This window comes from Pseudomonas sp. PDM13 (genome assembly GCF_025685765.1).
Taxonomy (GTDB): Bacteria; Pseudomonadota; Gammaproteobacteria; order Pseudomonadales; family Pseudomonadaceae; genus Metapseudomonas; species Metapseudomonas solani.
In genome coordinates, this window is sequence record NZ_JAOTQU010000001.1 from 127699 (window position 1) to 153372 (window position 25674).

Annotated in this window: 22 protein-coding genes; 1 reads left to right on the forward strand and 21 read right to left on the reverse strand. The window is 63.7% G+C overall.

Going from position 1 to position 25674, the window contains the following annotated elements; all coding sequences use genetic code 11:
• Nucleotides 1–38: 38 nt before the first annotated feature.
• From eno to rpsB, 21 genes are all read right to left on the reverse strand, one after another.
• Nucleotides 39–1328, reverse strand: coding sequence for a phosphopyruvate hydratase (gene eno, locus OEJ36_RS00675; RefSeq protein WP_263399989.1), 1290 nt, complete (start codon nt 1326–1328; stop codon nt 39–41).
• Nucleotides 1329–1475: 147 nt separating this feature from the next.
• The gene (gene kdsA / locus OEJ36_RS00680; protein ID WP_263399990.1) at nt 1476–2321 is read right to left on the reverse strand and encodes a 3-deoxy-8-phosphooctulonate synthase; all 846 of its coding nucleotides are present in this window, start codon (nt 2319–2321) and stop codon (nt 1476–1478) included.
• Between the two features lie 3 nt (nt 2322–2324).
• A complete protein-coding gene (locus OEJ36_RS00685; RefSeq protein WP_263399991.1) occupies nt 2325–3956 on the reverse strand; it encodes a CTP synthase in 1632 nt (543 codons plus the stop codon).
• A gap of 165 nt (nt 3957–4121) precedes the next feature.
• Nucleotides 4122–5435, reverse strand: coding sequence for a tRNA lysidine(34) synthetase TilS (tilS, locus tag OEJ36_RS00690; RefSeq protein WP_263400165.1), 1314 nt, complete (start codon nt 5433–5435; stop codon nt 4122–4124).
• Nucleotides 5436–5481: 46 nt separating this feature from the next.
• Nucleotides 5482–6432: an acetyl-CoA carboxylase carboxyl transferase subunit alpha gene (gene accA, locus OEJ36_RS00695; RefSeq protein ID WP_021219427.1), complete on the reverse strand. Its 951-nt coding sequence runs from the start codon at nt 6430–6432 to the stop codon at nt 5482–5484.
• A 112-nt stretch (nt 6433–6544) separates the two neighbouring features.
• On the reverse strand, nt 6545–10069 hold the full coding sequence (gene dnaE / locus OEJ36_RS00700) for a DNA polymerase III subunit alpha (RefSeq protein WP_263399992.1): 3525 nt from the start codon (nt 10067–10069) through the stop codon (nt 6545–6547).
• A 141-nt stretch (nt 10070–10210) separates the two neighbouring features.
• The gene (rnhB, locus tag OEJ36_RS00705; protein WP_263399993.1) at nt 10211–10813 is read right to left on the reverse strand and encodes a ribonuclease HII; all 603 of its coding nucleotides are present in this window, start codon (nt 10811–10813) and stop codon (nt 10211–10213) included.
• Nucleotides 10813–11946 (reverse strand): lipid-A-disaccharide synthase, encoded by a 1134-nt coding sequence (gene lpxB, locus OEJ36_RS00710; protein WP_031287665.1) that lies wholly within the window; start codon nt 11944–11946, stop codon nt 10813–10815. Before lpxB ends, rnhB begins: the two co-directional genes overlap by 1 nt.
• 4 nt (nt 11947–11950) lie before the next feature.
• On the reverse strand, nt 11951–12727 hold the full coding sequence (gene lpxA / locus OEJ36_RS00715; protein ID WP_021219431.1) for an acyl-ACP--UDP-N-acetylglucosamine O-acyltransferase: 777 nt from the start codon (nt 12725–12727) through the stop codon (nt 11951–11953).
• On the reverse strand, nt 12724–13164 hold the full coding sequence (gene fabZ / locus OEJ36_RS00720) for a 3-hydroxyacyl-ACP dehydratase FabZ (protein WP_031287666.1): 441 nt from the start codon (nt 13162–13164) through the stop codon (nt 12724–12726). The genes lpxA and fabZ overlap by 4 nt, the downstream gene beginning before the upstream one ends.
• A gap of 48 nt (nt 13165–13212) precedes the next feature.
• The gene (gene lpxD, locus OEJ36_RS00725; RefSeq protein WP_263399994.1) at nt 13213–14271 is read right to left on the reverse strand and encodes a UDP-3-O-(3-hydroxymyristoyl)glucosamine N-acyltransferase; all 1059 of its coding nucleotides are present in this window, start codon (nt 14269–14271) and stop codon (nt 13213–13215) included.
• A gap of 1 nt (nt 14272) precedes the next feature.
• On the reverse strand, nt 14273–14776 hold the full coding sequence (locus OEJ36_RS00730) for an OmpH family outer membrane protein (protein ID WP_043243654.1): 504 nt from the start codon (nt 14774–14776) through the stop codon (nt 14273–14275).
• 43 nt (nt 14777–14819) lie between these two features.
• Complete coding sequence (gene bamA, locus OEJ36_RS00735) at nt 14820–17171, reverse strand: outer membrane protein assembly factor BamA (RefSeq protein WP_263399995.1); 2352 nt, start codon at nt 17169–17171, stop codon at nt 14820–14822.
• Between the two features lie 74 nt (nt 17172–17245).
• Nucleotides 17246–18595 carry a sigma E protease regulator RseP gene (gene rseP / locus OEJ36_RS00740; RefSeq protein WP_263399996.1) on the reverse strand — a complete coding sequence of 450 codons (1350 nt, stop codon included), beginning with the start codon at nt 18593–18595 and terminating at the stop codon, nt 17246–17248.
• A 14-nt stretch (nt 18596–18609) separates the two neighbouring features.
• Nucleotides 18610–19800, reverse strand: coding sequence for a 1-deoxy-D-xylulose-5-phosphate reductoisomerase (gene ispC, locus OEJ36_RS00745; RefSeq protein WP_263399997.1), 1191 nt, complete (start codon nt 19798–19800; stop codon nt 18610–18612).
• Entirely contained in the window at nt 19797–20612 is an 816-nt protein-coding gene (locus tag OEJ36_RS00750; RefSeq protein WP_263399998.1) for a phosphatidate cytidylyltransferase, read from the reverse strand. Before OEJ36_RS00750 ends, ispC begins: the two co-directional genes overlap by 4 nt.
• A gap of 2 nt (nt 20613–20614) precedes the next feature.
• Entirely contained in the window at nt 20615–21361 is a 747-nt protein-coding gene (uppS, locus tag OEJ36_RS00755; RefSeq protein WP_031287671.1) for a polyprenyl diphosphate synthase, read from the reverse strand.
• A gap of 12 nt (nt 21362–21373) precedes the next feature.
• Nucleotides 21374–21931, reverse strand: a complete 558-nt coding sequence (gene frr, locus OEJ36_RS00760; RefSeq protein WP_263399999.1) for a ribosome recycling factor — start codon at nt 21929–21931, stop codon at nt 21374–21376.
• A complete protein-coding gene (gene pyrH, locus OEJ36_RS00765; RefSeq protein ID WP_021219441.1) occupies nt 21928–22671 on the reverse strand; it encodes a UMP kinase in 744 nt (247 codons plus the stop codon). Before pyrH ends, frr begins: the two co-directional genes overlap by 4 nt.
• 199 nt (nt 22672–22870) lie before the next feature.
• Complete coding sequence (gene tsf / locus OEJ36_RS00770; RefSeq protein ID WP_263400000.1) at nt 22871–23740, reverse strand: translation elongation factor Ts; 870 nt, start codon at nt 23738–23740, stop codon at nt 22871–22873.
• Nucleotides 23741–23867: 127 nt separating this feature from the next.
• Nucleotides 23868–24611, reverse strand: coding sequence for a 30S ribosomal protein S2 (rpsB, locus tag OEJ36_RS00775; protein WP_021219443.1), 744 nt, complete (start codon nt 24609–24611; stop codon nt 23868–23870).
• Between the two features lie 269 nt (nt 24612–24880).
• Here rpsB and map point away from each other — a divergent pair, with 269 nt between their 5' ends.
• Nucleotides 24881–25663, forward strand: a complete 783-nt coding sequence (map, locus tag OEJ36_RS00780; RefSeq protein ID WP_021219444.1) for a type I methionyl aminopeptidase — start codon at nt 24881–24883, stop codon at nt 25661–25663.
• Nucleotides 25664–25674: the final 11 nt, after the last annotated feature.

Consider the following 25674-nt stretch of genomic DNA (forward strand, 5'->3'; position numbering starts at 1 on the left):
AAAGGGCAGCTTTCGCTGCCCTTTTTATCATCCCCGGCTTAGCCGCGGAACTCGGCACGACCACGGTAAGGCGCCTTTCCGCCCAGCTGCTCTTCGATGCGCAGCAGCTGGTTGTACTTGGACACGCGGTCGGAACGGCACAGGGAGCCGGTCTTGATCTGGCCGGCGGCAGTGCCTACGGCCAGGTCGGCGATGGTGCTATCCTCGGTTTCACCGGAGCGGTGGGAGATCACCGCGGTGAAGCCGGCGGCCTTGGCCATCTGGATGGCTTCCAAGGTTTCGGTCAGCGAGCCGATCTGGTTGAACTTGATCAGGATCGAGTTACCGATGCCCTTCTCAATGCCTTCCTTGAGGATCTTGGTGTTGGTGACGAACAGGTCGTCGCCCACCAGCTGGATCTTCTCGCCGATCTTGTCGGTGAGGATCTTCCAGCCAGCCCAATCGGACTCGTCCAGGCCGTCTTCGATGGAGATGATCGGGAAGCGCTCGGTCAGGCCTTTCAGGTAGTCGGCAAAGCCTTCGGCGTCGAACGACTTGCCTTCACCGGACAGGTTGTACTTGCCGTCTTCGAAGAATTCGCTGGCAGCGCAGTCCAGGGCCAGGGTCACGTCGGTGCCCAGCTTGTAGCCGGCATTGGCGACGGCTTCGGCAATGGCGGCCAGGGCGTCTTCGTTGGAGGTCAGGTTCGGGGCGAAGCCACCTTCGTCACCCACGGCGGTGTTCAGGCCACGGGCCTTCAGCACGGCTTTCAGGTGATGGAAGATCTCGGTGCCCATGCGCAGGCCATCGGAGAAGGTCTTGGCGCCAACCGGCTGGACCATGAACTCCTGGATGTCGACGTTGTTATCGGCGTGCTCGCCACCGTTGATGATGTTCATCATCGGCACCGGCATGGAGTACTGGCCGGGGGTGCCGTTGAGGTTGGCGATGTGCGCGTAAAGCGGCAGGTCCTGGTCCTGGGCGGCGGCCTTGGCGGCGGCCAGGGACACGGCGAGGATGGCGTTGGCACCCAGGGAGGCTTTGTTCTCGGTGCCGTCGAGGGCGATCATCGCGTGGTCGAGTGCTTTCTGGTCGACCGGGTCCTTGCCCAGCAGCAGGCTGCGGATCGGGCCGTTGATGTTGGCAACGGCTTTAAGCACGCCCTTGCCCATGTAGCGGCTCTTGTCGCCATCGCGCAGCTCGAGGGCTTCACGGGAACCGGTGGAGGCACCGGACGGCGCGCAGGCGCTGCCGACGATACCGTTGTCCAGGATCACATCCGCCTCGACGGTGGGGTTACCGCGGGAATCCAGGACTTCACGGCCCTTGATGTCGACGATCTTTGCCATTGTTGTTAGCACTCCAAAGTTGACGATGACGCTGCAGCGGAATTAGAGGGGCGGCGCGGGCGGACGTTCGCTTGGGCAGGTCCGACCCTTGACCTGACCGATCGGTCAGATAACGCGCGCCCGGCACTTTACCGGAGATTTGCCCGTTCAGGCAGTCTCGATCGGCGGAAAACTCTTGACCAGATCATCCAGCTGCTTGAGCTGGGCGAGGAACGGTTCCAGCTTGTCCAGGCGTAGGGCGCAGGGGCCGTCGCACTTGGCGTTGTCCGGATCCGGGTGCGCTTCCAGGAACAGGCCGGCCAGGCCCTGGCTCATGCCGGCCTTGGCCAGGTCGGTGACCTGGGCACGGCGGCCACCGGCGGAGTCGGCGCGACCACCCGGCATCTGCAGGGCATGGGTGACGTCGAAGAACACCGGGTACTGGAACTGCTTCATGATGCCGAAGCCGAGCATGTCCACCACCAGGTTGTTGTACCCGAAGGAGGAACCGCGCTCGCAGAGGATCAGCTGGTCGTTACCCGCCTCTTCGCACTTGGCCAGGATGTGTTTCATCTCCTGGGGCGCGAGGAACTGGGCTTTCTTGATGTTGATCACCGCACCGGTCTTCGCCATCGCCACGACCAGGTCGGTCTGGCGGGAGAGGAAGGCCGGCAGCTGGATGATGTCGCAGACTTCGGCGACGGGCGCGGCCTGATGCGGCTCATGCACGTCGGTGATGATCGGCACGCCGAAGGTCTTCTTCACTTCCTCGAAGATCTTCAGACCCTCTTCCAGGCCCGGGCCGCGGAAGGAGGTCACCGACGAGCGGTTGGCCTTGTCGAAGCTGGCCTTGAATACGTAGGGGATACCGAGCTTGTCGGTGACCTTGACGTACTCCTCACAGACCTTCAGTGCCAGGTCGCGGGACTCCAGCACGTTCATGCCGCCGAACAGCACGAAGGGCTTGTCGTTGGCGATCTCGATGTCACCGACGCGGATGATCTTCTGCGCCATGGGTCAGGCCTTCTTCGCTTTTTGCGCCAGGGCGGCGTTGACGAAGCCGCTGAACAGCGGGTGACCGTAACGCGGCGTGGAGGTGAACTCCGGGTGGAACTGGCAGGCGACGAACCAGGGATGATCCGGAGCCTCGACCACTTCGACCAGGGCGCCGTCGCCGGAACGACCGGTGATCTTCAGGCCGGCTTCACGCAGTTGCGGCAGCAGGTTGTTGTTCACTTCGTAGCGGTGGCGGTGGCGCTCGACGATCTCGTCCTTGCCGTAGCAGCCGTGCACCAGGGAGCCGCTTTCCAGCTGGCAGGCCTGGGCGCCGAGGCGCATGGTGCCCCCCAGGTCGGAGGCTTCGGTACGGATCTCGGTGGCACCGGTGGCGTCTTCCCACTCGGTGATCAGGCCCACGACCGGGTGGCCGCTGGCCTTGTCGAATTCGGTGGAGTTGGCGTCGGTCCAGCCCAGCACGTTGCGGGCGAACTCGATGACCGCCACCTGCATGCCGAGGCAGATGCCCAGGTAGGGGATCTTGTTCTCGCGTGCATATTTGACGGTGGTGATCTTGCCTTCCACGCCACGCAGGCCGAAGCCGCCGGGAACCAGGATGGCGTCGACGCCTTCCAGCAGGCTGGTGCCCTGGTTCTCGATGTCTTCGGAGTCGATGTAGCGCAGGTTGACCTTGGTGCGGTTCTGGATGCCGGCGTGGCTCATCGCCTCGATCAGCGACTTGTACGCGTCCAGCAGCTCCATGTACTTGCCGACCATGGCGATGGTGACGTCCTTCTCCGGGTTCAGCTTGGCATCGACGACGCGATCCCACTCGGAAAGATCGGCACCGCCGCACTGCAGGCCGAAGCGCTCGACGACGAAGTCGTCCAGGCCCTGGGCGTGGAGCACGGAAGGAATCTTGTAGATGGTGTCGACGTCCTGCAGGGCGATGACCGCGCGCTCTTCCACGTTGGTGAACAGGGCGATCTTGCGACGCGAGGACAGGTCGACTTCATGGTCGGAGCGGCAGATCAGCACGTCGGGCTGCAGGCCGATGGAGCGCAGCTCCTTCACCGAGTGCTGGGTCGGCTTGGTCTTGGTCTCGCCGGCAGTGGCGATGTAGGGGACCAGGGTCAGGTGCATCAACATGGCGCGCTTGGCGCCCACTTCCACGCGCAGTTGGCGGATGGCCTCGAGGAAGGGCTGGGACTCGATGTCACCCACGGTGCCGCCGATCTCGACCATCGCGACGTCGGCATCGCCGGCGCCCTTGATGATGCGACGCTTGATCTCGTCGGTGATGTGCGGGATGACCTGGATGGTGGCGCCCAGGTAGTCACCACGGCGCTCCTTGCGCAGCACGTCCTCGTAGACGCGGCCGGTGGTGAAGTTGTTGTTCTGGGTCATGGTGGTGCGCACGAAGCGCTCGTAGTGGCCCAGGTCGAGGTCGGTCTCTGCGCCGTCCTCGGTGACGAACACTTCACCGTGCTGGAAGGGGCTCATGGTGCCGGGATCGACGTTGATGTACGGATCCAGCTTGAGCATGGTGACCTTCAGCCCCCGCGCTTCCAGAATGGCGGCCAAGGATGCCGAGGCGATGCCTTTCCCCAATGAAGAAACAACACCACCCGTGACGAAGATGTAGCGCGTCATGAAAAACCCTAGAAGTCTGCGTTTAGGCGGAAGGCCGCCGGGGAGAGCGAAGTAAGGCCGAAGCCTGCAATCTGGAACAGTGCCAAAACGGCAAACTCCCGCCGACTCCGAAGGAATCAGCAAGAGCTCTGTAAGACGGGAGCGTAGTCTACCGGAAAGACCCTTTCAGCTCAAACCTTGGTCATTCGTCGGCGGTGTCCAGCGCAGTCGCCAGCGTGCATCCGCAGGCCCGGCGAGGCCCGGGAGATTGGCCACGGCAAGCAGCTCACCCCCGCGATAGAGCAGTGGCAGGCGCCCGCGGACGAAAGCCGGCAGGCCGCTCTCGTTGAGCAGGCGCTTGAGGTCGCGACGCCCACGCCCCGCCACCTCCAGCACTTCGCCGCCCTGGCGGTAGCGCACCTCGAGCGCGCCCTGCGGGGGCTCGCCGACGAGCTGCAACTGGCCGTTGCCGGGCAACTCCAGCACCTTGCCGGGTTCAGACCATTGCCCGCCCGCCAACGGCCCCTGCTGCCAACTGCCGGGCAGCCACCACAGCCGTCCGTCGGCACGCCGCAGCTCTCCGCCCTCGAGCTTCCAGACCGGGCTGGCACTGGGGCCGGCGTCACGCAAGTCATCCCAGCCCGCCCAGTGCCCGCTGTCCGGCATAGCGGTGAAGGCGCTCAGCCAGTGACGCAGGGCATTGCGCTGCCGAGCCGGAGACAAGCCGATCAACGGCGCCAGCTCCAGGGACGACAGCAGCAGCCAAGGGAAAGCGCTATCGGTACGTGCCGCCTGCAAATCCAGCTGCGCCAGCTCGCCGAGCAGCGCCTCGCCCTCGGCCAGATGCCCGGCACTGCGGGCGATGCTCGACGAAGCCTGCGGCCAGCGCTCGGCGAGTGCCGGCATGATCCGCCGGCGCAAGTAGTTGCGGGAGAATTCGGTGTCATCGTTGGACGGGTCCTCGACCCAATCCAGCCCCAGCTCACGCGCACAGGCTTCGAGCTCGGCGCGAGGCAACTGCAGCAGTGGCCGCAGCAGAACGCCATCACCCAGCACGCGACTGCCCGGCATGCCTGCAAGGCCACGCACACCCGCGCCACGCAGCAGGCGGAACAGCAGGGTTTCTGCCTGATCGTCACGGTGCTGGGCACTCATCAGCACTTCCCCAGCGCCGAGCCGAGCGATGAAGGCGGCGTAACGGGCGTCGCGCGCGGCACGCTCCAGGCTGTTGCCAGGCGCCACCTGCACCCGCGCCACATCCAGCGGCACACCCAGCCCGTCGCAGATGCGCTGGCAATGGGCAGGCCAGGCCTCTGCAGCGGGCTGCAGGCCGTGGTGAACATGGATGGCGGAGAGAGATGGCAGGCGCTCGCGTTCGGCGAGGCGCATCAGGAGGTGCAGCAGGACGGTGGAATCCAGCCCTCCGGAGAAGGCCACCCGCCAGGCCGGTGCGTCGCGCCAGGGGGCGACGGCAACCAGCAGGAGGGATTCGAGTTTCAGGACGAGCGAGTGGCCGTTTTCGGTCACGCGCTCATCCCCATGGCCATCAGGCCACGCCATAGCTCATCAGGCGCTCGTAACGGCGAGCCAGCAGGTCGTCGGTATCGAGTTTCTTCAGGGCTTGCAGTTGCGAGGTCAGTTCCGCACGGATCGACGCGGCCGCTACGGCCGGTTCGCGATGGGCGCCACCCAGGGGCTCGCCGATCACCTTGTCGACGATGCCCAGGCCCTTCAGGCGCTCGGCGGTGATGCCCATGGCCTCGGCGGCATCCGGTGCCTTCTCGGCGGTTTTCCACAGGATGGACGCACAACCTTCCGGCGAGATCACCGAGTAGGTGGAGTACTGCAGCATGTTCAGGCGGTCGCAGACGCCAATGGCCAGCGCACCACCGGAACCACCCTCACCGATGACGGTGGCGATGATCGGGGTCTTGAGGCGCGCCATCACGCGCAGGTTCCAGGCGATGGCTTCGCTCTGGCCACGCTCCTCGGCATCGATGCCCGGGTAGGCGCCGGGGGTGTCGATGAAGGTGAGGATCGGCATCTTGAAGCGCTCGGCCATTTCCATCAGGCGGCAGGCCTTGCGATAGCCCTCGGGGCGCGGCATGCCGAAGTTGCGGCGTACCTTTTCGCGCACTTCACGGCCTTTCTGGTGGCCGATGATCATCACCGGCTGGTCGTCCAGGCGGGCAACGCCACCGACCAGGGCCGCGTCGTCGGAGAAGTGGCGGTCGCCATGCAGCTCGTCGAACTCGGTGAAGATGTGCTCGATGTAATCGAGGGTGTAGGGGCGGCGCGGGTGGCGTGCCAACTGAGCGATCTGCCAGCTGGTCAGGTTGCCGAAGATGCTTTCGGTGAGCGCGCTGCTCTTCTCCTGCAAGCGGGAGATTTCATCGGTGATGTTCAGCGCGTTGTCGTTGCCGACCAGGCGCAGCTCCTCGATCTTGGCTTGCAGGTCAGCGATCGGCTGTTCGAAATCCAGAAAATTCGGGTTCATAGGCTTCCGTCGTGCGCGTGGGGCCAGGCGGCTGGTTCCATTTGGCGCCCTACCTTAAAGGAAGGGCGCGTGCGGGTCGAGAAATCGAGGGGCGACCGGGCGCCCCTTCGCTTCAGCGGTAGTGCAGGAAGACGTTGTCGCGCCCGAACTGGTCACGCAATGCCTGAATCAAAGCGTCGGCGGGGTCGATCCGCCACTGCTCACCGAACTGCAGCAACGCCTTGGCACTCGCTCCACTGTAGTCCAGCGTGATCGGGCAGGAGCCACGATGGCGATTGCACAGATCAGCCAGCCAGCGCAGGCGATCGCCCTGCAGGGCGCTGTGGTCGACCTTCATCCGCAGGCTCTCGGCGAGCCCCGTGCGGGCCTCCTCCAGGCTCATCACACGCTTGGCACGCAGGCGCAGGCCGCCGGAGAAATCGTCGTGGCTGACCTCGCCCTCGACCACCACCAGCGCGTCGGTCTGCAGCAATGCACTGGCGGAGTTGAAGGCATCGGCGAACAGCGAGGCCTCGATGCGACCGGAACGGTCGTCGAGGGTGATGAAGCCCATCTTGTCGCCCTTCTTGTTCTTCATCACCCGCAGGTTGACGATCAGGCCGGCGATGGTCTGGGTGTCACGCGCAGGCTTCAGCTCAACGATGCGCTGGCGGGCGAAGCGACGCACCTCGCCTTCGTACTCGTCGATCGGGTGCCCGGTAAGGTAGATCCCCAGGGCATCCTTCTCGCCCTTGAGCCGCTCCTTGAGGGACAGCTCCTTGGCGTTGCGATGGTTGGCGTACATGTCCGCTTCGGGTTCGGCGAACAGGCCGCCGAACAGGTCCATGTGCCCGCTGTCGTGGCTGCGCGCCGTCTGCTCGGCGGCCTGGATGGCTTCCTCCATGGACGCCAGGAGCACCCCGCGGTTGCGGTCGATGCCCGCCTGGTAGGCCTTGGGCTCTTCGCTGAAGAACGGGCCGAGGCGATCCAGCGCGCCGCCACGGATCAAGGCGTCCAGGGTGCGCTTGTTGACGCGTTTGAGGTCGATGCGGTTGCAGAAGTCGAAGAGGTCCTTGAACGGGCCACCTTCGGCGCGGCATTCGGTGATCGCCTCCACCGGGCCCTCGCCCACGCCCTTGATGGCGCCCAGGCCGTAGATGATCTGCCCGGCGTCATCGACGGTGAAGCGGTACTCGGAGTTGTTCACGTCCGGTGCGACGATGCGCAGCTTCATGTTCCGGCACTCTTCGATCAGCGTCACCACCTTGTCGGTGTTGTGCATATCCGCCGTGAGTACAGCGGCCATGAAGGGCGACGGGAAGTGCGCCTTGAGCCAGGCGGTCTGGTAGGAGACCCAGCCATAGGCAGCCGAGTGGGATTTGTTGAAGCCGTAGCCGGCGAACTTTTCCACCAGGTCGAAGATGTTGCCAGAGAGGTTCTCGTCGATGCCGTTGCTGGAGCAGCCCTCGATGAAGCCGCCACGCTGCTTGGCCATCTCCTCGGGCTTCTTCTTGCCCATGGCACGGCGCAGCATGTCTGCGCCGCCGAGGGTGTAGCCCGCCATCACCTGGGCAATCTGCATCACCTGTTCCTGGTACAGGATGATGCCGTAGGTGGGCTTGAGCACGGGCTCGAGGCCCGCGTACTGGTAGTCCGGGTGCGGGTAGGACAGCTCGGCCCGCCCGTGCTTGCGGTTGATGAAGTCGTCCACCATGCCCGATTGCAGCGGGCCCGGGCGGAACAGCGCCACCAGGGCGATCATGTCTTCCAGGCAGTCGGGCTTGAGCTTCTTGATCAGTTCCTTCATGCCGCGGGATTCGAGCTGGAAAACTGCAGTGGTCTCCGCCTTCTGCAGCATGTCGTAGGTTTTCTTGTCATCCAGCGGGATGCGGTCGATATCCACCAGGGGCTTGCCTTCCTTGACCCGCTCCCGGTTGATCATCTCCATGGCCCACTTGATGATCGTCAGCGTACGCAGGCCGAGGAAGTCGAACTTCACCAGGCCGGCGGCCTCAACGTCATCCTTGTCGAACTGGGTCACCAGGCCGCCACCCTCCTCGTCGCACGCGATGGGCGAGAAGTCGGTGAGCTTGGTCGGCGCGATCACCACACCACCGGCGTGCTTGCCGGTACCGCGGGTGATGCCTTCGAGCTTCAGGGCCATGTCCCAGATTTCCTGGGCTTCCTCGTCGACCTTGAGGAAGTCGCGCAGCGCCTCTTCCTGGTTGAAGGCGGCCTCCAGGGTCATGCCCACTTCGAAGGGAATCATCTTCGACAGGCGATCGGCCAGGCCGTAGGACTTGCCCTGCACCCGCGCCACGTCGCGCACCACCGCCTTGGCGGCCATGGAGCCGAAGGTGATGATCTGGCTCACCGCGTTGCGCCCGTACTTGTCGGCCACGTAGTCGATCACGCGGTCACGGCCGTCCATGCAGAAGTCGACATCGAAGTCGGGCATGGAGACCCGCTCGGGGTTGAGGAAGCGCTCGAACAGCAGGTCATAGGCCAGCGGGTCGAGGTCGGTGATCTTGAGTACGTAGGCCACCAGGGAGCCGGCGCCCGAGCCCCGGCCAGGGCCGACGGGCACGTCGTTGTTCTTGGCCCACTGGATGAAGTCGGCAACGATCAGGAAGTAGCCGGGGAAGCCCATCTGGATGATGGTGCCCAGTTCGAACTCCAGACGGTCAACGTAGAGCTGGCGCTTTTCCTCGTAATCGGGCGTGGTGTCCTTGGGCCAGAGCACCTTCAGGCGATCTTCAAGGCCCTCGTAGGAGGCATGGCGCAGGTAGTCGTCGATGCCCATGCCGTTGGGCGTGGGGAAGTCAGGCAGGAAGTGCTTGCCCAGTTGCACCTCGATGTTGCAACGCTTGGCGATCTCGACGGTGTTCTGCAGCGCCTCGGGAATGTCGGCGAACAGCTCGGCCATCTCTTCCGGGGACTTCAGGTACTGCTGGTCGGAGAAGTTGCGTGGCCGGCGCGGGTCGTCGAGGACGCGGCTCTCGCCGATGCAGACTCGGGTCTCGTGGGCATCGAAGTCGCCGGGCTTGATGAAGCGCACGTCGTTGGTGGCCACCAGCAGGGCACCACAGCGGTCAGCCAGGGCGACGGCTGCGTGCACGTGCTCCTCATCGTTGACCCGGGAGGTGCGCTGCAGCTCCAGGTAGAAGCGGTCAGGGAAGACGGCCTGCCACTCGGCCAGCAAGGCCTCGGCCCCCGCCTGGTCGCCGTTGAGCAGCGCCATGCCGATTTCGCCCTCCTTGGAACCGGAGAGGGCGATCAGGCCTTCGGCGGCCTCCTTCACCCATTCGCGCTGGATGATCACCAGGTCGTTGCTCTGGCCTTCCGACCAGCCACGGGACACGAGTTCGGTGAGGTTGCGGTAACCCTTGGCGTTCATCACCAGCAGGGTCATGCGTGTCAGCGGGCCATCCTCATAGGGGCTGGCCAGCCAGATGTCGGCACCGCAGATCGGCTTGATGCCACCGCCCATGGCCGCCTTGTAGAACTTGACCAGGGAGCACATGTTGCTCTGGTCGGTGACCGCAACGGCGGGCATACCGGCCCCCGCAACGGCCTTGATCAGGGGCTTGACCCGTACCAGGCCGTCGACCAGGGAGTATTCGGAATGCAGACGGAGATGGACGAAGGCGACAGTCATGGCGGTCCTATTCAAAACGCAAAAACGGCAAGGCCGGGATTGTACAGCGGAAGCGGCAGCAGGCTTCAAGTCGGAAACGGCCGCTTGCCGGAACGCACTCCGGCAGGCCGATCAAATGGGGATCAGGCGGGCTGACAGGCGTCAGTCGGCGCCTTCGATCACCGCCCGCACCGGCGCGAAGGAACGCCGGTGAATGGGCGTAGCGCCCAGGCGGCGCAAGGCTTCCAGATGCACGGGCGTCGGGTAGCCCTTGTGCCCGCCCATGCCGTAGCCGGGGTACAGCGCGTCCAGCTCCTGCATCTCGCGGTCGCGGCTGACCTTGGCCAGGATCGAGGCAGCGGCGATGGCCGGCACCTTGGCGTCACCCTGAACCACCGGTGCGCTGGGCACGGCGAGTTTCGGGCAGCGGTTGCCGTCGATGAGCGCCAGCTTCGGGGTGATGCTCAGCCCTTCGACCGCGCGCTGCATGGCCAGCATGGTGGCGTGGAGGATATTCAGACGATCGATCTCCTCCACCTCGGCGCGGGCAATGCACCAGGCCAGGGCCTTCTCGCGGATCTCGTCGAACAACGCCTCACGGCGTGCCTCGGTGAGCTTCTTCGAATCATTGAGGCCAAGAATGGGGCGCGCGGGATCGAGGATCACCGCGGCGGTGACCACGGGGCCGCAAAGCGGGCCGCGGCCCACCTCGTCGACACCGGCAACCAGCTCTTCCACCAGGGCGAAATCCAGACCGAGTTGCATCAGCGGCTTCCTATCAGCTCGAGTACCGCACCGGCCGCTTCCTTGGAAGCGTCGAGGCGCAGGGTACGGTGGATCACGTCGAAGCCCTCGGTCTGCACATCACCGCCATCGAGCAGGGGTACCAGCGTCTGTGCCAGCGCCTCCGCCGTGGCCGCGTCCTGCAGCAACTCGGGAACCAGCAAGCGCTGGGCCAGCAGGTTGGGCAGCGAAACATAGGGGCTTTTAACCAAGCGCTTGAGGATGCGATAGGTCATGGGGGCGACCTTGTAGGCCACCACCATCGGGCGCTTGTACAGCAAGGCTTCCAGGGTCGCGGTGCCCGAAGCGATCAACACCGCGTCGCAGGCCGCCAGGGCCTGGTGCGAACGGCCATCGAGCAGCGTCAGCGGCAGATTCCGCCCCGCCAGCATCTGCTCCAGTTGCTGGCGCCGTGCAGGGCTGGCGCAGGGCAGCACGAAGTGCAGGCCCGAACGCATGGAGCGCATGCGCTCGGCGGCATCGAGGAACAGGCTGCCGAGCTTGCCCACCTCGCCTCCCCGGCTGCCAGGCATCAGCGCGACCAGCGAAACATCCTCCGGGACGTCGATGGCGGCGCGGGCGGCGGCACGGTCGGCCTGCAACGGAATGGTGTCGGCAAGCGGGTGTCCGACGAAGCGCACGGGCACCTGATGGGCCTCGTAGAACTGCGCCTCGAAGGGGAACAGGGTGAGCATCAGGTCGCAGCCTTCACGAATCTTCAGTACGCGCTTCTGCCGCCAGGCCCACACGGAGGGGCTGACGTAATGCACGGTGCGAATGCCGGCGCGACGCAGCTTGAGCTCGACGCCCAGGTTGAAGTCGGGTGCGTCGATACCGATGAAAACGTCCGGGCGCGCGTCGATCAGGGTGGCGATCAAACGCTTGCGACGGCGCAGCAACTCAGGCAGGCGGCCGAGTACCTCGACCAGCCCCATCACCGCGAGACGCTCCATGGGGAAATAGGAAACCAGCCCTTCGGCCTCCATCAAGGGTCCACCTACACCGATGAACTCGGCATCGGGGTGACGGGCCTTGAGGGCTTGCATGAGACCGGAGCCGAGAATGTCGCCGGACGCCTCGCCGGCGACCAGCGCGATGCGCAATGGACGGGTCATGGGCTCAGCGGGTGATGCCGCGGGTCGAGGACTGGATCGAGTCGCGGAACACCGCGACCTCGGGGAACTGTTCGGAGGATTCGGCCAGCTCGGCGAGCGCCTGCTCGACGGTCAGCCCTTGGCGGTAGACCACCTTGTAGGCGCGGCGCAGGGCCTGGATCGCCTCGGCGGAGAAACCCCGGCGGCGCATGCCCTCGAAGTTCATGCTGCGCGCCTCGGCGGGGTTGCCGAACACGGTTACGTAGGCCGGAACATCCTTGCCGATGGCGGTGCCCATGCCGGAGAAGCTGTGGGCACCGATGCGGCAGAACTGGTGGACCAGGGTGAAGCCGGAGAGGATCGCCCAGTCATCCACATGGACATGGCCCGCCAGCGCGGTGTTGTTGACCAGGATGCAATGGTTGGCGATCACGCTGTCGTGGCCGATGTGCACATAGGCCATCAGCAGGTTGTGGTCGCCAATGGTGGTTTCGGATCGGTCTTGCACGGTGCCCCGGTGGATGGTGACGCCTTCGCGGATCACATTGTGATCGCCGATCACCAGCCGGGTGGGCTCGCCCTTGTATTTCAGGTCGGGCGTGTCCTCGCCTACCGAAGAAAACTGGTAGATGCGATTGTGCTTGCCGATGCGGGTCGGGCCCTTGATCACTACATGGGGGCCGACCACGCTACCCTCGCCGATTTCCACATCGGGTCCGATGATCGACCAGGGGCCGACCTGGACGTCATCCGCCAGCCGAGCTGACGGATCGATGATGGCGCGAGGGTCGATCAAACTCATAATTTGCGTTCCGCACAAATGATTTCGGCCGAGCAGACTTCCTTGCCATCGACACTGGCCTGGCACTCGAACTTCCAGATGCTGCGCTTGACGCTGCGGAAGCTGGCTTCGAGGATCAGCTGGTCACCCGGCAGCACCGGCTGGCGGAAGCGCAGCTTGTCGGAGCCGACGAAGTAGTACAGGGTGCCGTCGGCCGGTTTCACGTCGAGCATCTTGAAACCGAGAATGCCGGCAGCCTGGGCCATCGCCTCGATGATCAGCACGCCCGGCATGATCGGGTGTTCGGGGAAGTGGCCGTTGAAGAATGGCTCGTTGATGCTGACATTCTTGTAGGCGCGAATGCGCTTGCCTTCGATATCCAGATCCACGACCCGATCCACCAGAAGGAAAGGGTAGCGGTGCGGCAGGTATTCGCGAATCTCGTTGATGTCCATCATTTTCCTGGAGCCTTAAAAGGGGATTGGGGATGCGCGGCGCTGCGCGGGTCACGCATCAGATGAAGCATCCCCGCCCGGGGTCACTGACGCCAGGCGCTTTTCCAGCTGTTGCAGACGACGCGCCATGTCATCCAGCTGGCGAATCCTGGCTGCGCTCTTCTTCCAATCCGCCGCAGGTTGCATGGCGGTACCGGAGGAATAGGCACCAGGCTCGGTAATGGAACGGGTAACCATGGTCATGCCGGTGACGAAGACGCCATCGCAGACCTCGATGTGCCCGACCATGCCGACGCCGCCTGCAATCATGCAGTTGCGGCCGATCTTGGTACTGCCCGAAATACCCACGCAACCAGCCATTGCGGTGTTGTCACCGATCTGGACGTTGTGGGCGATCATGATCTGGTTGTCCAGTTTCACACCGTTGCCGATCAGAGTGTCGGCCAGGGCGCCACGGTCGATGGTGGTATTGGCACCCACCTCGACATCGTCGCCCAGGGTGACGCCGCCGATCTGCGCGATCTTCTGCCAGACGCCCTTCTCGTTGGCGAAGCCGAAGCCCTCGCCACCGATCACGGCACCCGACTGGATGACCACACGCTTACCGATGCGTACATCGTGGTAAAGCGTGACTCGCGGCGCCAGCCAGCCACCCTCGCCCACCACGCTGCGGGCACCGATGACGCTGTAGGCGCCAACGGTCACACCAGCACCGATCTGCGCACCGGACTCGATCACCGCACCAGGCCCGATGCTCGCCGACGGATCGACGATGGCATCGGCCGCGACTACCGCACTCGGATGGATACCGGCAGGGAAGACGGGTTTGGGATCGAACAGGTGGGAGAGCCGGGCGTAGGCCAGGTAGGGGTTGGGCACCAGAAGCGCGTCACCGGTGAAGCCTTCGGCATCGGCCGGGGTCAGCAGCACGGCGGCAGCACGGGTATCGACGAGAAACTTGCGGTACTGCGGATTGGCCAGGAAGGTCAGCTGATCGGGGCCAGCGTCCTGCAGGGTGGCCAATCCGGAGACAACCCTTGCCTCGTCACCACGAAGGGTGGCGTCGAGACGCTCGGCCAACTGGCCGAGGGTAAAGGTCGGGGCGGTCATATCAGCGCAGTTGGTTCATGCGCTCGATGACCTGGCGGGTGATGTCGTACTGAGGTTTGACATCGATCACCGCACCACGCTCCAGCACCAGGTCGTAGCTGCCCTTCTTCAGGACTTCTTCGACGGCCTGGTCCAGCTTCGGCTTGAGCTGCTTGAGCATCTCGCGATCGGCAACGGCCTTGGCTTCGTTCAGTTCCTTGGACTGGAACTGGAAGTCACGGGCTTTCTGCTTGAACTCGAGCTCCAGGCGTTCACGCTCGGCCTGCTGCATCTTCTCGCCATCCTTGACCAGGCGGTCCTGGATGCGCTTGGCGTCGCTTTCCAGGGTCTTCAGCTTGGTCAGCTGCGGGCCGAACTTCTTCTCGGCATCAACGGCGTACTTCTTCGCCGAATCCGATTCGAGGAGCGCCATCTGATAGTTCAGTACCGCAACCTTCATCTCGGCAAAAGCCGGAGAGGCCATCAGGGCCGCGGCAACCAGAACGATTTGAGTCAACTTACGCACGATGCACTCCTGCAACAAACACTGTTGTCTTCTTGATCAGCAATTAGAAAGTCTGGCCCAGGGAGAACTGGAATACCTGGGTGTCGGCATTGTCCGGCTTCTTCACCGGCATGCCCAGGCTGAAGCTCAACGGCCCCAGCGCGGTGATCCAGGTCAGCCCCACACCCACGGAGCTGGCGAGGTCGCCTGCGTTGATGCTGCTGCAGTTGGTCGCGGTGGACGAGCAACTGGTGTCGAACACGTTACCCACGTCCCAGAACAGCACGGTACGCAGCTGGCGCTGGTCCTTGACGAAGGGCAGCGGGAACAGCAGCTCTACGCCGCCCTGTACCAGCACGTTGCCACCGAAGGGCAGCGGATCCTGGTCCGGGTCGGTGATGGTACCAGGGTTACGGCCTTTACTCGGCGTGCTGCGCGGGCCGAGGCTGCTGTCTTCGAAGCCACGCACCGAGTTGAAGCCGCCGGCGAAGTAGTGCTCGTAGAACGGCAGTTCGGAGGTGGAGCCGTAGCTGTCGCCGTAGCCCAATTCGGTGTGCCAGCGCAGCGCGGTGTTCTGGCTCAGCGGGGTGAACAGCTGGGCGCGGTAGTCGAGCTTGAAGAACGACAGGTCGCTGCCCGGCAGGGTGCTTTCCAGCACCAGGCTCTGGGAATGGCCACGGTTGGCCAGCACGCCACGGTTCAGTGTGGACTCGGACCAGCCGATGGAACCCTTGAAGTTCAGGTAGCTGTCGCCTTCCTGGCGGATGAAGTCGAAGATCTCGTCGACGGTGTACAGGCCGGTATCGATCTCGTCCTGCTGCACGGTCAGGCCGAAGGTCAGGCGCGAAGTCTCGTTGATCGGATAACCGACGCTGACGCCGCCACCGAGGCTGTTCACCGAGTAGCTGGATACGTCGACATCGAGGTCGTCGTAGTCGGTGGTGCGGTAGAAGGCGTTGTAGCCCAGGCTCACACCGTCGACGGTCCAGTAGGGGTCGACGAAACCGAAGTTGTAGCGGGTCTGGTACTCGGAGCGGGTCAAGCCGATGCTGACCTTGTTACCGGTACCGAGGAAGTTGTTCTGGCTGATCGAGCCACCCAGGATCAGGCCTGCGCTCTGGGCGAAGCCGACGCTGGCAGTGATGGAGCCGGAGGGCTGTTCTTCCACGCTGTAGTTGACGTCCACCTGGTCGTCGGTGCCGGGGACCTGTGGGGTCTCGACGTTGACTTCCTTGAAGAAGCCCAGGCGCTCGAGGCGGGTCTTCGACTGGTCGATCAGGTAGGTCGACGCCCAGCCACCTTCCATCTGACGCATTTCGCGACGCAGCACTTCGTCCTCGGACTTGGTGTTGCCACGGAAGTTGATGCGGTTGACGTAGGCACGCTTGCCCGGGTCGACGGCGAAGGTCACGGAAACGGTGTGATCCTCGTCGTGAGCCTGAGGCACGCCGTTGACGTTGGCGAAGGTGTAACCCTCGTTACCCAGGCGGCGGGTGATCAGCTCGGACGTGGTGGTCATGATCTTGCGGGAGAAGACCTGACCTTCCTTGACCAGCAGCAGCGCCTTCACTTCCTCTTCAGGCACCTTCAGGTCGCCGGAGAGCTTCACGTCGCGAATGGTGTACTTCTCGCCTTCGTCGACGTTGACGGTGATGTAGACGTGCTTCTTGTCCGGGGTGATGGACACCTGGGTAGAGGAAATGTCCATGTTGATGTAGCCGCGGTCCAGGTAATAGGAACGCAGGCGCTCCAGGTCACCGGAGAGCTTCTCGCGGGCGTACTTGTCATCGTTCTTGAAGAAGGACAGCCAGTTGGTGGTCTTCAGCTCGAAGAGGCCGATCAGGTCCTCGTCGGGGAATACCGTGTTGCCCACCACGTTGATGTGCTGGATCGCAGCAACCGTGCCTTCGTTGATGTTGATCTTCAGCGCGACGCGGTTGCGCGGCTGCGGGATCACTTCGGCCTCGATCTCGGCAGAGTAGCGACCCTGGGCCACATACTGGCGCTGCAGTTCGTTACGCACGCCTTCGAGGGTGGCACGCTGGAAGATCTCGCCCTCGGAGAGGCCGGACTGCTTCAGGCCCTTGAGCAGGTCTTCGCTGGTGATGGCCTTGTTGCCCTCGATTTCGATGCTGGAAATCGACGGGCGCTCGACAACGGTGATCACCAGAACGCCGTTGTCACGGCCAAGCTGGATGTCCTGGAAGAAACCGGTCTTGAACAGGGCTCTAGTGGCTTCAACCAAGCGGCGGTCATCCGCCTGATCGCCGACGTTGAGCGGCAGAGCACCGAACACGCTGCCGGCGGATACCCGCTGCAGGCCGTTTACGCGGATGTCGGAGATGGTGAAGGACTCGGCGTGAACTTCGCCGATCATGAGTGCGGCGAGCACCGCAGTTAGCAGCAGGCGTTTCATGAAGTCCTTTTTTATTCCAACTGATAATAAGGAATCTGCCGCGAAGGGCGGCAGATCCGGAATTCAGTGACGCGTTACAGACGACCCAGATCGTTCACCAGAGCCAATAGCATGACCCCGACGACAAGACTGATGCCGATCTGCACCCCCCAAGCTTGCACCCGCTCTGACAGTGGTCGTCCACGCGCCCATTCAATCAGGTAGAACAGCAGGTGCCCCCCGTCCAGGACGGGAATTGGCAACAGATTGAGAACCCCCAGGCTTATGCTCAGGTAGGCCAGGAAATTCAGGAAATCTCCCACGCCGGACTGGGCCGAAGCGCCCGCCACTTTAGCAATGGTTATCGGCCCGCTCAAGTTTTTTACCGAGAGCTCGCCGAGCAACATTTTCTTTAGGGAATCCAGAGTTAGCAGGCTCATGGACCAGGTGCGACCCGCTGCCTCACCTATGGCGTCCAGCGGACCGAAGCTGACCTCGCGCAACATCTCTTTCGGCCACTCACCCGCCTTGACACCCGCACCGAGGAAGCCGCTACGGGCTTCGCCCTCGCCACGCGCCCCCAGGGTGACCGGCATCTCGGCGACCTGGCCGTCTCGCTCGTAGCGCACGGTGATGCGCTGCCCGGGGCGACTGCGGACGAAGTCGACCAGTTGCTGCCAGTCGTCGAGCACCTGCCCGTCGAGCGCGAGGATACGGTCGCCAGCGCGCAGGCCTGCCGCCTGCGCCGGACCTTCCGGCACCTCGTCCAGCACCGGAGGCATGGCCGGGCGCCAGGGACGGATACCGAGAGAGCCGATGGGATCGGGCTCGTCGGCACCCTTCAGCCACTTATCCAGATGGAGCTGCACCGGCGTCTCGGCAGACGAGCCTTCGCCTCGCACCACCAGGTTCAATTCACCACTTTCACCGAGACGACGCACCAGTTGCAGGTTCACCCCACCCCAGCCGCTGACCGCCTTGCCGTCGATGGAGAGGATTTCCTGCCCCGCCTGCAAACCACCCTGGGCGGCGATACTGTCGGGTGCGACCGAACCCACCACTGGGCGCACCTGCTGGGTACCCAGCATGGCCAGAATCCAGAAGAACAGCAGCGCGAGAAGGAAGTTGGCGATGGGGCCGGCCGCGACGATGGCGATGCGCTGGCCGACAGGCTTGCGATTGAACGATTGGTCGAGCAACGCGGCAGGCACTTCCGCCTCGCGCTCGTCGAGCATCTTCACGTAGCCGCCCAGGGGGATGGCGGCGATCACGAATTCGGTGCCCTGGCGGTCGTGCCAGCGCACCAGCGGGGTGCCGAAGCCGACGGAGAACCGCAGGACCTTGACGCCGCAGCGGCGAGCGACCCAGAAGTGGCCGAACTCGTGGAAGGTAACCAACACACCGAGCGCCACCAGGGTGCCCAGAACCATGTAAAGCGCGCTCATCGTAAACCTCCGGGCTAGCGCCCGTGACGGGCCAGCCAATCCTGCGCCGCAGCGCGTGCACGGGCGTCCGCGAGCAGCACGGCGTCCAGCGTTTCGACCGCCAGCACCGATTCGCGGTTCAGCACCTCGTCGATGATACTCGCGATCTCGGTGAAGCGAATTCGCCGCCCGAGGAAGGCATCCACGGCCACCTCGTTGGCGGCGTTGAGCATCGCCGGGGCACTGCCGCCCTGCTCTGCCGCCTGTCGCGCCAGGCGCAGGCAGGGGAAACGGGTTTCATCGGGCTCTTGGAAATCCAGACGACCGATACGGAACAGATCCAGGGCCGAGACGCCGGAATCGATACGCTCCGGCCAGGCCAGGGCGTGGGCGATGGGCGTGCGCATGTCGGGGTTGCCCAGTTGCGCCAACACCGAACCGTCGACGTAGTCGACCAGGGAATGGATGACGCTCTGCGGGTGGATCACCACCTCGACCTGCGCCGGGTTCGCATCGAACAGCCAGCAGGCCTCGATCAGCTCGAGTCCCTTGTTCATCATGCTCGCCGAGTCCACGGAGATCTTGCGCCCCATGGACCAGTTGGGATGGGCGCAGGCCTGCTCGGGCGTCACGTCGTGCAACGCGTCCAGCGATGTTTCGCGGAACGGGCCACCGGACGCGGTGAGAAGGATGCGTCGCACGCCGACCTGGGCCAGCCCACGGGCGTAATCGCCGGGCAGGCACTGGAAGATCGCGTTGTGTTCACTGTCGATGGGCAGCAATACCGCGCCACTGTGGCGCACCGCCTGCATGAACAGCGCCCCGGACATCACCAGGGCTTCCTTGTTGGCCAGCAGCACACGCTTGCCGGCCTCGACCGCCGCCAGGGTCGGCTTGAGCCCGGCCCCTCCGACGATGGCGGCCATGACGGCATCCACCTCGGGATGGGAGGCGACCTCGCATAGCCCGTTCTCGCCCACTAGCACCTCGGTGGTCAGGCCTGCGCCCTGCAAGCCGGCCTGCAGATGGCGGGCGGACTCCTGGTCGGGCACCACGGCATAGCGCGGGCGGTGTCGCAGGCACAGCGCCTGGAGTTCGGACAGGCGACTGAAACCACTTAGGGCAAAGGCTTCGTAGCGCAGCGGATGCCGCGCGATGACGTCCAGGGTGCTGAGGCCGATGGAACCGGTGGCACCCAGAACGGTAATGCGCTGGGGACGACTCACAGACTGCCCCAGCCGGCGATCCACAGCAGCGCGGCGAACATCGGGATGGCCGCAGTGAGGCTGTCGATACGGTCGAGCACGCCACCATGGCCAGGCAGCAGGTTGCTGCTGTCCTTGATGCCGGACTGGCGCTTGAACATGCTTTCGGTGAGGTCGCCCACCACCGAGATCAACACCACCAGCGCCGCACCGAGCAGGCCGGCGAGCAACTCACCGCCCGTCCAGTCGCGGAAGATGCCCACGCCCAGGGTGATCAGCAGGCTGGTGCACAGGCCACCGATCAGCCCTTCCCAGCTCTTGCCGGGGCTGACGGCCGGGGCCAGCTTGCGCTTGCCGAAGGCCTTGCCGGAAAAATAGGCGCCGATATCGGCAGCCCAGACCAGCACCATCACGGCCAGGATCAGCCAGTTGGCCAGCGGCCACTGCTTGAACAGCACCAGGCCTTGCCAGGCCGGCAGGAGAATCAGCAGGCCGATGACCAGCTTGCCCGCAGGGCCTCCCCAATAGCGGCTGCTGGCGGGGTAGCCGAGCACCAGCAAGGTCGCCGCCCCCCACCACAGGATGCCGGCAGCGAGAACCCAGGGCGCCAGGGCCGGCACCTGGTAAAGACCGAACAGCAGGGCCGCCACCAGTGCGGCATAACCGACACGGGCAGGCTGGGCGCCGAAACCGGCGAGACGCGCCCACTCCCAGGCACCCAGGCTGACCACCAGGCCGATGAACAGCGCGAACGCGCCGCCATCGATCAGGAAGAAACCTCCCAGCGCGATGGGCAGCAGCACCAGCGCGGTGATGATTCGTTGTTTCAGCATCGTTAGCGGGCCTCGGCTTCTATCTGTTCGCTGGTCTTGCCGAACCGGCGCTGGCGCATGGCGAAATCGGCCAGGGCCTTGCGCATGGCTTCGTGCTTGAAGTCAGGCCAGAACAGATCGGAGAAATACAGCTCGGCATAGGCCAACTGCCAGAGCAGGAAATTACTGATGCGATGCTCGCCACCGGTGCGGATGCACAGGTCAGGCAGCGGCAGGTCGCCAGTGGCCAGGCAGTTCTGCAACAGCCCGGGAGTGATTTCGTCCACCTGCAGGTGCCCGGCCTGGACTTCACGGGCCAGGCGCTGGGCGGCCTGGGTGATGTCCCACTGGCCACCGTAGTTGGCGGCGATCTGCAGGGTGAAGCGATGTTCGCCGGCGGTCAGCAGCTCGGCTTCACGCATCGCAGCCTGCAACTCGGGATGGAAGCGCGAACGATCACCGATGATGCGCAAGCGGATCTGGTTGTCGTTCAGGCGCCGCGCCTCCCGGCGCAAGGCCGAGAGGAACAGTTCCATCAGCGCACCGACCTCTTCGGCCGGGCGCTGCCAGTTCTCACTGGAGAATGCGAACAGGGTGAGCACCTCGACACCGGCCTCGGCGCACACCTCGATAACCGCACGAACGGCGTCGACACCGGCCTTGTGGCCGGCGACACCTGGCAGCAGGCGCTTCTTGGCCCAGCGATTGTTGCCATCCATGATGATCGCCACATGACGCGGGATCGCTGGAGAAACGCCTTTCTTTTCCATATGCGGGTGCCGTCAGACAGCCATCAGGTCGTTTTCTTTGCCTTCCAGGCCCTTATCGACCTCAGCGACGAACTTGTCGGTCAGCTTCTGCACGTCATCAGCGGCGCGACGCTCTTCGTCTTCGCTGATCTCCTTTTCCTTCACCAGGTCTTTCAGCTGGGCCAGTGCATCACGGCGGATGTTACGCACCGCGACACGGGCATTCTCGGCTTCGGCACGAGCCTGCTTGGTGTAGCCCTTGCGGGTTTCCTCGGTCAGGGCCGGCATCGGTACGCGGATGGTGGTACCCGCGGTAGCCGGGTTCAGGCCGAGGTCGGAGGTCATGATGGCCTTCTCGACCGCCTGGATCATGCTCTTGTCGAACACGGTCAGGGCCAGGGTGCGGGAATCCTCGGCCACCACGTTGGCCACCTGGCGCAGCGGGGTATCGGTGCCGTAGTAAGACACCATCACGCTATCCAGGATGCTCGGGTGCGCACGGCCGGTGCGGATCTTGGCGAAGGCATGACCCAGCGACTCCAGGGTCTTCGTCATGCGCTCCTGCGTGTCCTTCTTGATCTCGTTGATCATTGCTCGCCCTCCTCGATCAGGGTTCCTTCGGCGCCACCCACAACGATGTTCAACAGGGCGCCGGGTTTGTTCATGTTGAAGACCCGCAGCGGCATCTTCTGGTCACGACACAGGCAAATCGCCGTCAAGTCCATCACGCCCAGCTTGCGATCCAGCACCTCGTCATAGGTGAGGTGATCGAATTTCTCGGCGTTCGGATCCTTGAAGGGGTCGGCAGTGTACACGCCATCCACCTTGGTGGCTTTCAATACCACGTCAGCATCGATCTCGATGGCGCGCAGGCAGGCCGCCGAGTCGGTGGTGAAGAACGGGTTGCCGGTGCCGGCGGAGAAGATCACCACTTCGCCACTCTTGAGGTGGCGCATGGCCTTGCGGCGGTCGTAGTGATCGGTCACGCCGACCATGGAGATGGCCGACATCACCAGCGCGGGGATGTTGGAGCGCTCAAGGGCGTCGCGCATGGCCAGGCCGTTCATCACGGTGGCCAGCATACCCATATGGTCGCCGGTGACCCGATCCATGCCGGCGGCACTGAGGGCGGCACCGCGGAACAGGTTGCCGCCGCCGATGACCAGGCCGACCTGGACGCCGATGCCCACCAACTGACCGATTTCCAGCGCCATGCGGTCCAGGACCTTCGGATCGATCCCGAACTCCTCGGCACCCATCAGGGCTTCGCCGCTGAGTTTGAGCAGAATGCGTTTATAGCGAGGTTGACGACCACTCACCTGCTGAGCCATTACGAGTTCTCCTGCGGCGTATTGAATTCATGGAGCACGGGGCTCCCGCGTTCTGGAGCGTAGCTTCGACTACGCACGCGGCACTTGGTGCCCGCCTGGCGGGCCTGGCCACGGAGCCACCCAAAAGGGCTCCCCAGTTTGACGAAGAGGCCGCGCGCGTGAGCGGGCAGCCTCTTCCAGGGCGACAGCCTAGGCTGTCTTACTGCTTGGTTGCAGCGACTTGAGCAGCAACTTCGGCAGCGAAGTCCACTTCGACCTTCTCGATGCCTTCGCCTACTTCGTAACGCACGAAGGAAACGATCTCGGCGCCGGCTTTCTTGGCCAGGTCACCGACCTTGACTTCCGGATCCTTGACGAACGGCTGCTCGACCAGGCTGGCTTCGGCGAGGAACTTGGAGATACGGCCCTTGACCATGTTCTCGACGATGTTTTCCGGCTTGCCGGCGATCTTGTCGGCGTTCAGGGCCAGGAAGATTTCCTTTTCCTTGGCAACGGCTTCTTCGGAAACCTGGGAAGCGTTCAGGAACTGCGGGTTGCTGGCAGCCACGTGCATGGCGATGTCGCGAGCCAGTTCGACGCTGCCGCCTTTCAGGCTGACCAGAACGCCGATGCGATGGCCGTGCAGGTAGGCACCCACAACGTCACCCTCAACGCGGGTCAGGCGACGGATGTTGACGTTTTCGCCAGTCTTGGAAACCAGGGCCAGACGGGCGTCTTCGCGGGAGGCAACCAGCGGAGCGGCGTCGGTCAGCTTCTCTTCGAAAGCCTGGTCGATGGTGGCGGCGACGAAGTTCTTGAAGTCGTCCTGCAGAGCCAGGAAGTCGGTCTGGGAGTTGACTTCGATGATCACGGCGGCCTTGTTGTCGGCAGCAACCTTGACGGCGATGGCGCCTTCGGCAGCGATGTTGCCGGACTTCTTGGCGGCCTTGATGGCACCAGCGGCACGCATGTCGTCGATGGCTTTTTCGATGTCGCCTTCGGCCGCGGTCAGGGCCTTCTTGCAATCCATCATGCCCAGGCCGGTGCGCTCGCGCAGTTCTTTAACCAGGGCTGCAGTAATCTCTGCCATGTTCGCAATCCTCTTGAATAGGTTTTCAACCATTCAGCCCGGCATTCCGGGCAGACAAATATCTAAGGTGGCAAAAAGGGGGCCTAGCCCCCTTCTTGCGCACCGGGTAACGCTATGCGCGCCGGCCTCAGCCTTCGGCAGCCTCGGAAGCAGCAGCTTCTTCGACGAACTCGTCAGCACCGCCATTGGCGTTCTGACGGCCACGCAGTACGGCGTCAGCCATGGCACCCAGGTACAACTGAACGGCGCGGATGGCGTCGTCGTTACCGGGGATGATGTAGTCAACGCCTTCCGGGCTGCTGTTGGTATCGACTACGCCGATGACCGGGATGCCCAGCTTGTTGGCTTCGGTGATAGCGATGCGCTCGTGGTCAACGTCAACCACGAACAGAGCGTCCGGCAGGCCGCCCATGTCCTTGATACCACCCAGGCTGCGTTCCAGTTTTTCCAGATCGCGGGTGCGCATCAGCGCTTCTTTCTTGGTCAGTTTGGCGAAAGTGCCGTCCTGAGCCTGACCTTCCAGATCACGCAGACGCTTGATCGACTGACGGATGGTCTTGTAGTTGGTCAGCATGCCGCCGAGCCAGCGGTGATCGACGTACGGGGAGCCGCAACGAGCAGCTTCTTCGCGGACGATCTTGCCAGCGGAACGCTTGGTGCCGACGAACAGAACCTTGTTTTTGCCTGCAGCCAGTTTCTCAACGAAGGACAGGGCCTCGTTGAACATCGGCAGGGTTTTTTCAAGGTTGATGATGTGGATCTTGTTACGCGCGCCGAAAATGAACTTGCCCATTTTCGGGTTCCAGTAACGGGTCTGGTGGCCGAAGTGCACACCGGCCTTCAGCATATCGCGCATGTTGACTTGGGACATGATAGTTCCTTGATAAGTCGGGTTAGGCCTCCACGTACCCCAATCTCCAACCCTTGCGGGCACCCAGGAAATCGTGTCGATACGTGTGTGGGGTTTGAGCCTCAGGGCAGGGTTGCCCATAAAGCGGCGCGTTTTATAGCACAGAAATCATCTCGAAGCTATAAGCTCAGAACCCAAAGCGGGACGCGTCGGGCCTTCTTCCAGCTTCAAGCTTCGGGCTTCCAGCTGTTAAGATTGCACCCTTTATATAGAAACGCTCGAGAACCGCCATGACCGTGACCATAAAGACGCCCGCAGAAATCGAAAAGATGCGCGTGGCAGGCCGCCTGGCCGCCGAAGTCCTGGAGATGATCGGCGAGCACGTCAAACCCGGCGTGACCACCGAAGAACTCGACCGCATCTGCCACGACTACATCGTCAACGTGCAGAAAGCGATTCCCGCCCCGCTCAACTACAAGGGCTTCCCCAAGTCCATCTGCACCTCGATCAACCATGTGGTGTGCCACGGCATTCCCAACGAGAAGGCGCTGAAGGACGGTGACACCCTGAACATCGACGTAACCGTCATCAAGGACGGCTACCACGGCGACACCAGCCGCATGTTCCACGTCGGCAAGGTGCCGGTCTGGGCCGAGCGCCTGTCCCAGGTCACCCAGGAGTGCATGTACAAGGCCATCGAGCTGGTCAAGCCCGGCTGCCGCCTGGGTGACATCGGCGAGGTGATCCAGAAGCACGCCGAGAAGAACGGTTTCTCGGTGGTCCGCGAGTTCTGCGGCCACGGCATCGGCGCGGTGTTCCACGAAGAACCGCAGATCCTCCACTACGGCCGTGCCGGCACCGGCATGGAGCTCAAGGCGGGGATGACCTTCACCATCGAGCCGATGATCAACCAGGGCCGTGCCGAGACCAAGGTGCTGGGCGACGGCTGGACCGCCATCACCAAGGACCGCAAGCTCTCCGCGCAGTGGGAACACACCCTGGTGGTGACCGAGACCGGCTACGAGATCTTCACCCTGCGCAGTGACGACACCATTCCCCGGGTTTCTGCCTGAGCCCTGACCCC

What these genes read in the sequence shown, in the direction of transcription:
- eno (WP_263399989.1), bottom strand. Translation starts at nt 1,328, where the DNA reads ATGGCAAAGATCGTCGACATCAAGGGCCGTGAAGTCCTGGATTCCCGC.
- kdsA (WP_263399990.1), bottom strand. Translation starts at nt 2,321, where the DNA reads ATGGCGCAGAAGATCATCCGCGTCGGTGACATCGAGATCGCCAACGAC.
- OEJ36_RS00685 (WP_263399991.1), bottom strand. Translation starts at nt 3,956, where the DNA reads ATGACGCGCTACATCTTCGTCACGGGTGGTGTTGTTTCTTCATTGGGG.
- accA (WP_021219427.1), bottom strand. Translation starts at nt 6,432, where the DNA reads ATGAACCCGAATTTTCTGGATTTCGAACAGCCGATCGCTGACCTGCAA.
- dnaE (WP_263399992.1), bottom strand. Translation starts at nt 10,069, where the DNA reads ATGACTGTCGCCTTCGTCCATCTCCGTCTGCATTCCGAATACTCCCTG.
- rnhB (WP_263399993.1), bottom strand. Translation starts at nt 10,813, where the DNA reads ATGCAACTCGGTCTGGATTTCGCCCTGGTGGAAGAGCTGGTTGCCGGT.
- lpxB (WP_031287665.1), bottom strand. Translation starts at nt 11,946, where the DNA reads ATGACCCGTCCATTGCGCATCGCGCTGGTCGCCGGCGAGGCGTCCGGC.
- lpxA (WP_021219431.1), bottom strand. Translation starts at nt 12,727, where the DNA reads ATGAGTTTGATCGACCCTCGCGCCATCATCGATCCGTCAGCTCGGCTG.
- fabZ (WP_031287666.1), bottom strand. Translation starts at nt 13,164, where the DNA reads ATGATGGACATCAACGAGATTCGCGAATACCTGCCGCACCGCTACCCT.
- lpxD (WP_263399994.1), bottom strand. Translation starts at nt 14,271, where the DNA reads ATGACCGCCCCGACCTTTACCCTCGGCCAGTTGGCCGAGCGTCTCGAC.
- bamA (WP_263399995.1), bottom strand. Translation starts at nt 17,171, where the DNA reads ATGAAACGCCTGCTGCTAACTGCGGTGCTCGCCGCACTCATGATCGGC.
- rseP (WP_263399996.1), bottom strand. Translation starts at nt 18,595, where the DNA reads ATGAGCGCGCTTTACATGGTTCTGGGCACCCTGGTGGCGCTCGGTGTG.
- OEJ36_RS00750 (WP_263399998.1), bottom strand. Translation starts at nt 20,612, where the DNA reads ATGCTGAAACAACGAATCATCACCGCGCTGGTGCTGCTGCCCATCGCG.
- uppS (WP_031287671.1), bottom strand. Translation starts at nt 21,361, where the DNA reads ATGGAAAAGAAAGGCGTTTCTCCAGCGATCCCGCGTCATGTGGCGATC.
- frr (WP_263399999.1), bottom strand. Translation starts at nt 21,931, where the DNA reads ATGATCAACGAGATCAAGAAGGACACGCAGGAGCGCATGACGAAGACC.
- pyrH (WP_021219441.1), bottom strand. Translation starts at nt 22,671, where the DNA reads ATGGCTCAGCAGGTGAGTGGTCGTCAACCTCGCTATAAACGCATTCTG.
- tsf (WP_263400000.1), bottom strand. Translation starts at nt 23,740, where the DNA reads ATGGCAGAGATTACTGCAGCCCTGGTTAAAGAACTGCGCGAGCGCACC.
- rpsB (WP_021219443.1), bottom strand. Translation starts at nt 24,611, where the DNA reads ATGTCCCAAGTCAACATGCGCGATATGCTGAAGGCCGGTGTGCACTTC.
- map (WP_021219444.1), top strand. Translation starts at nt 24,881, where the DNA reads ATGACCGTGACCATAAAGACGCCCGCAGAAATCGAAAAGATGCGCGTG.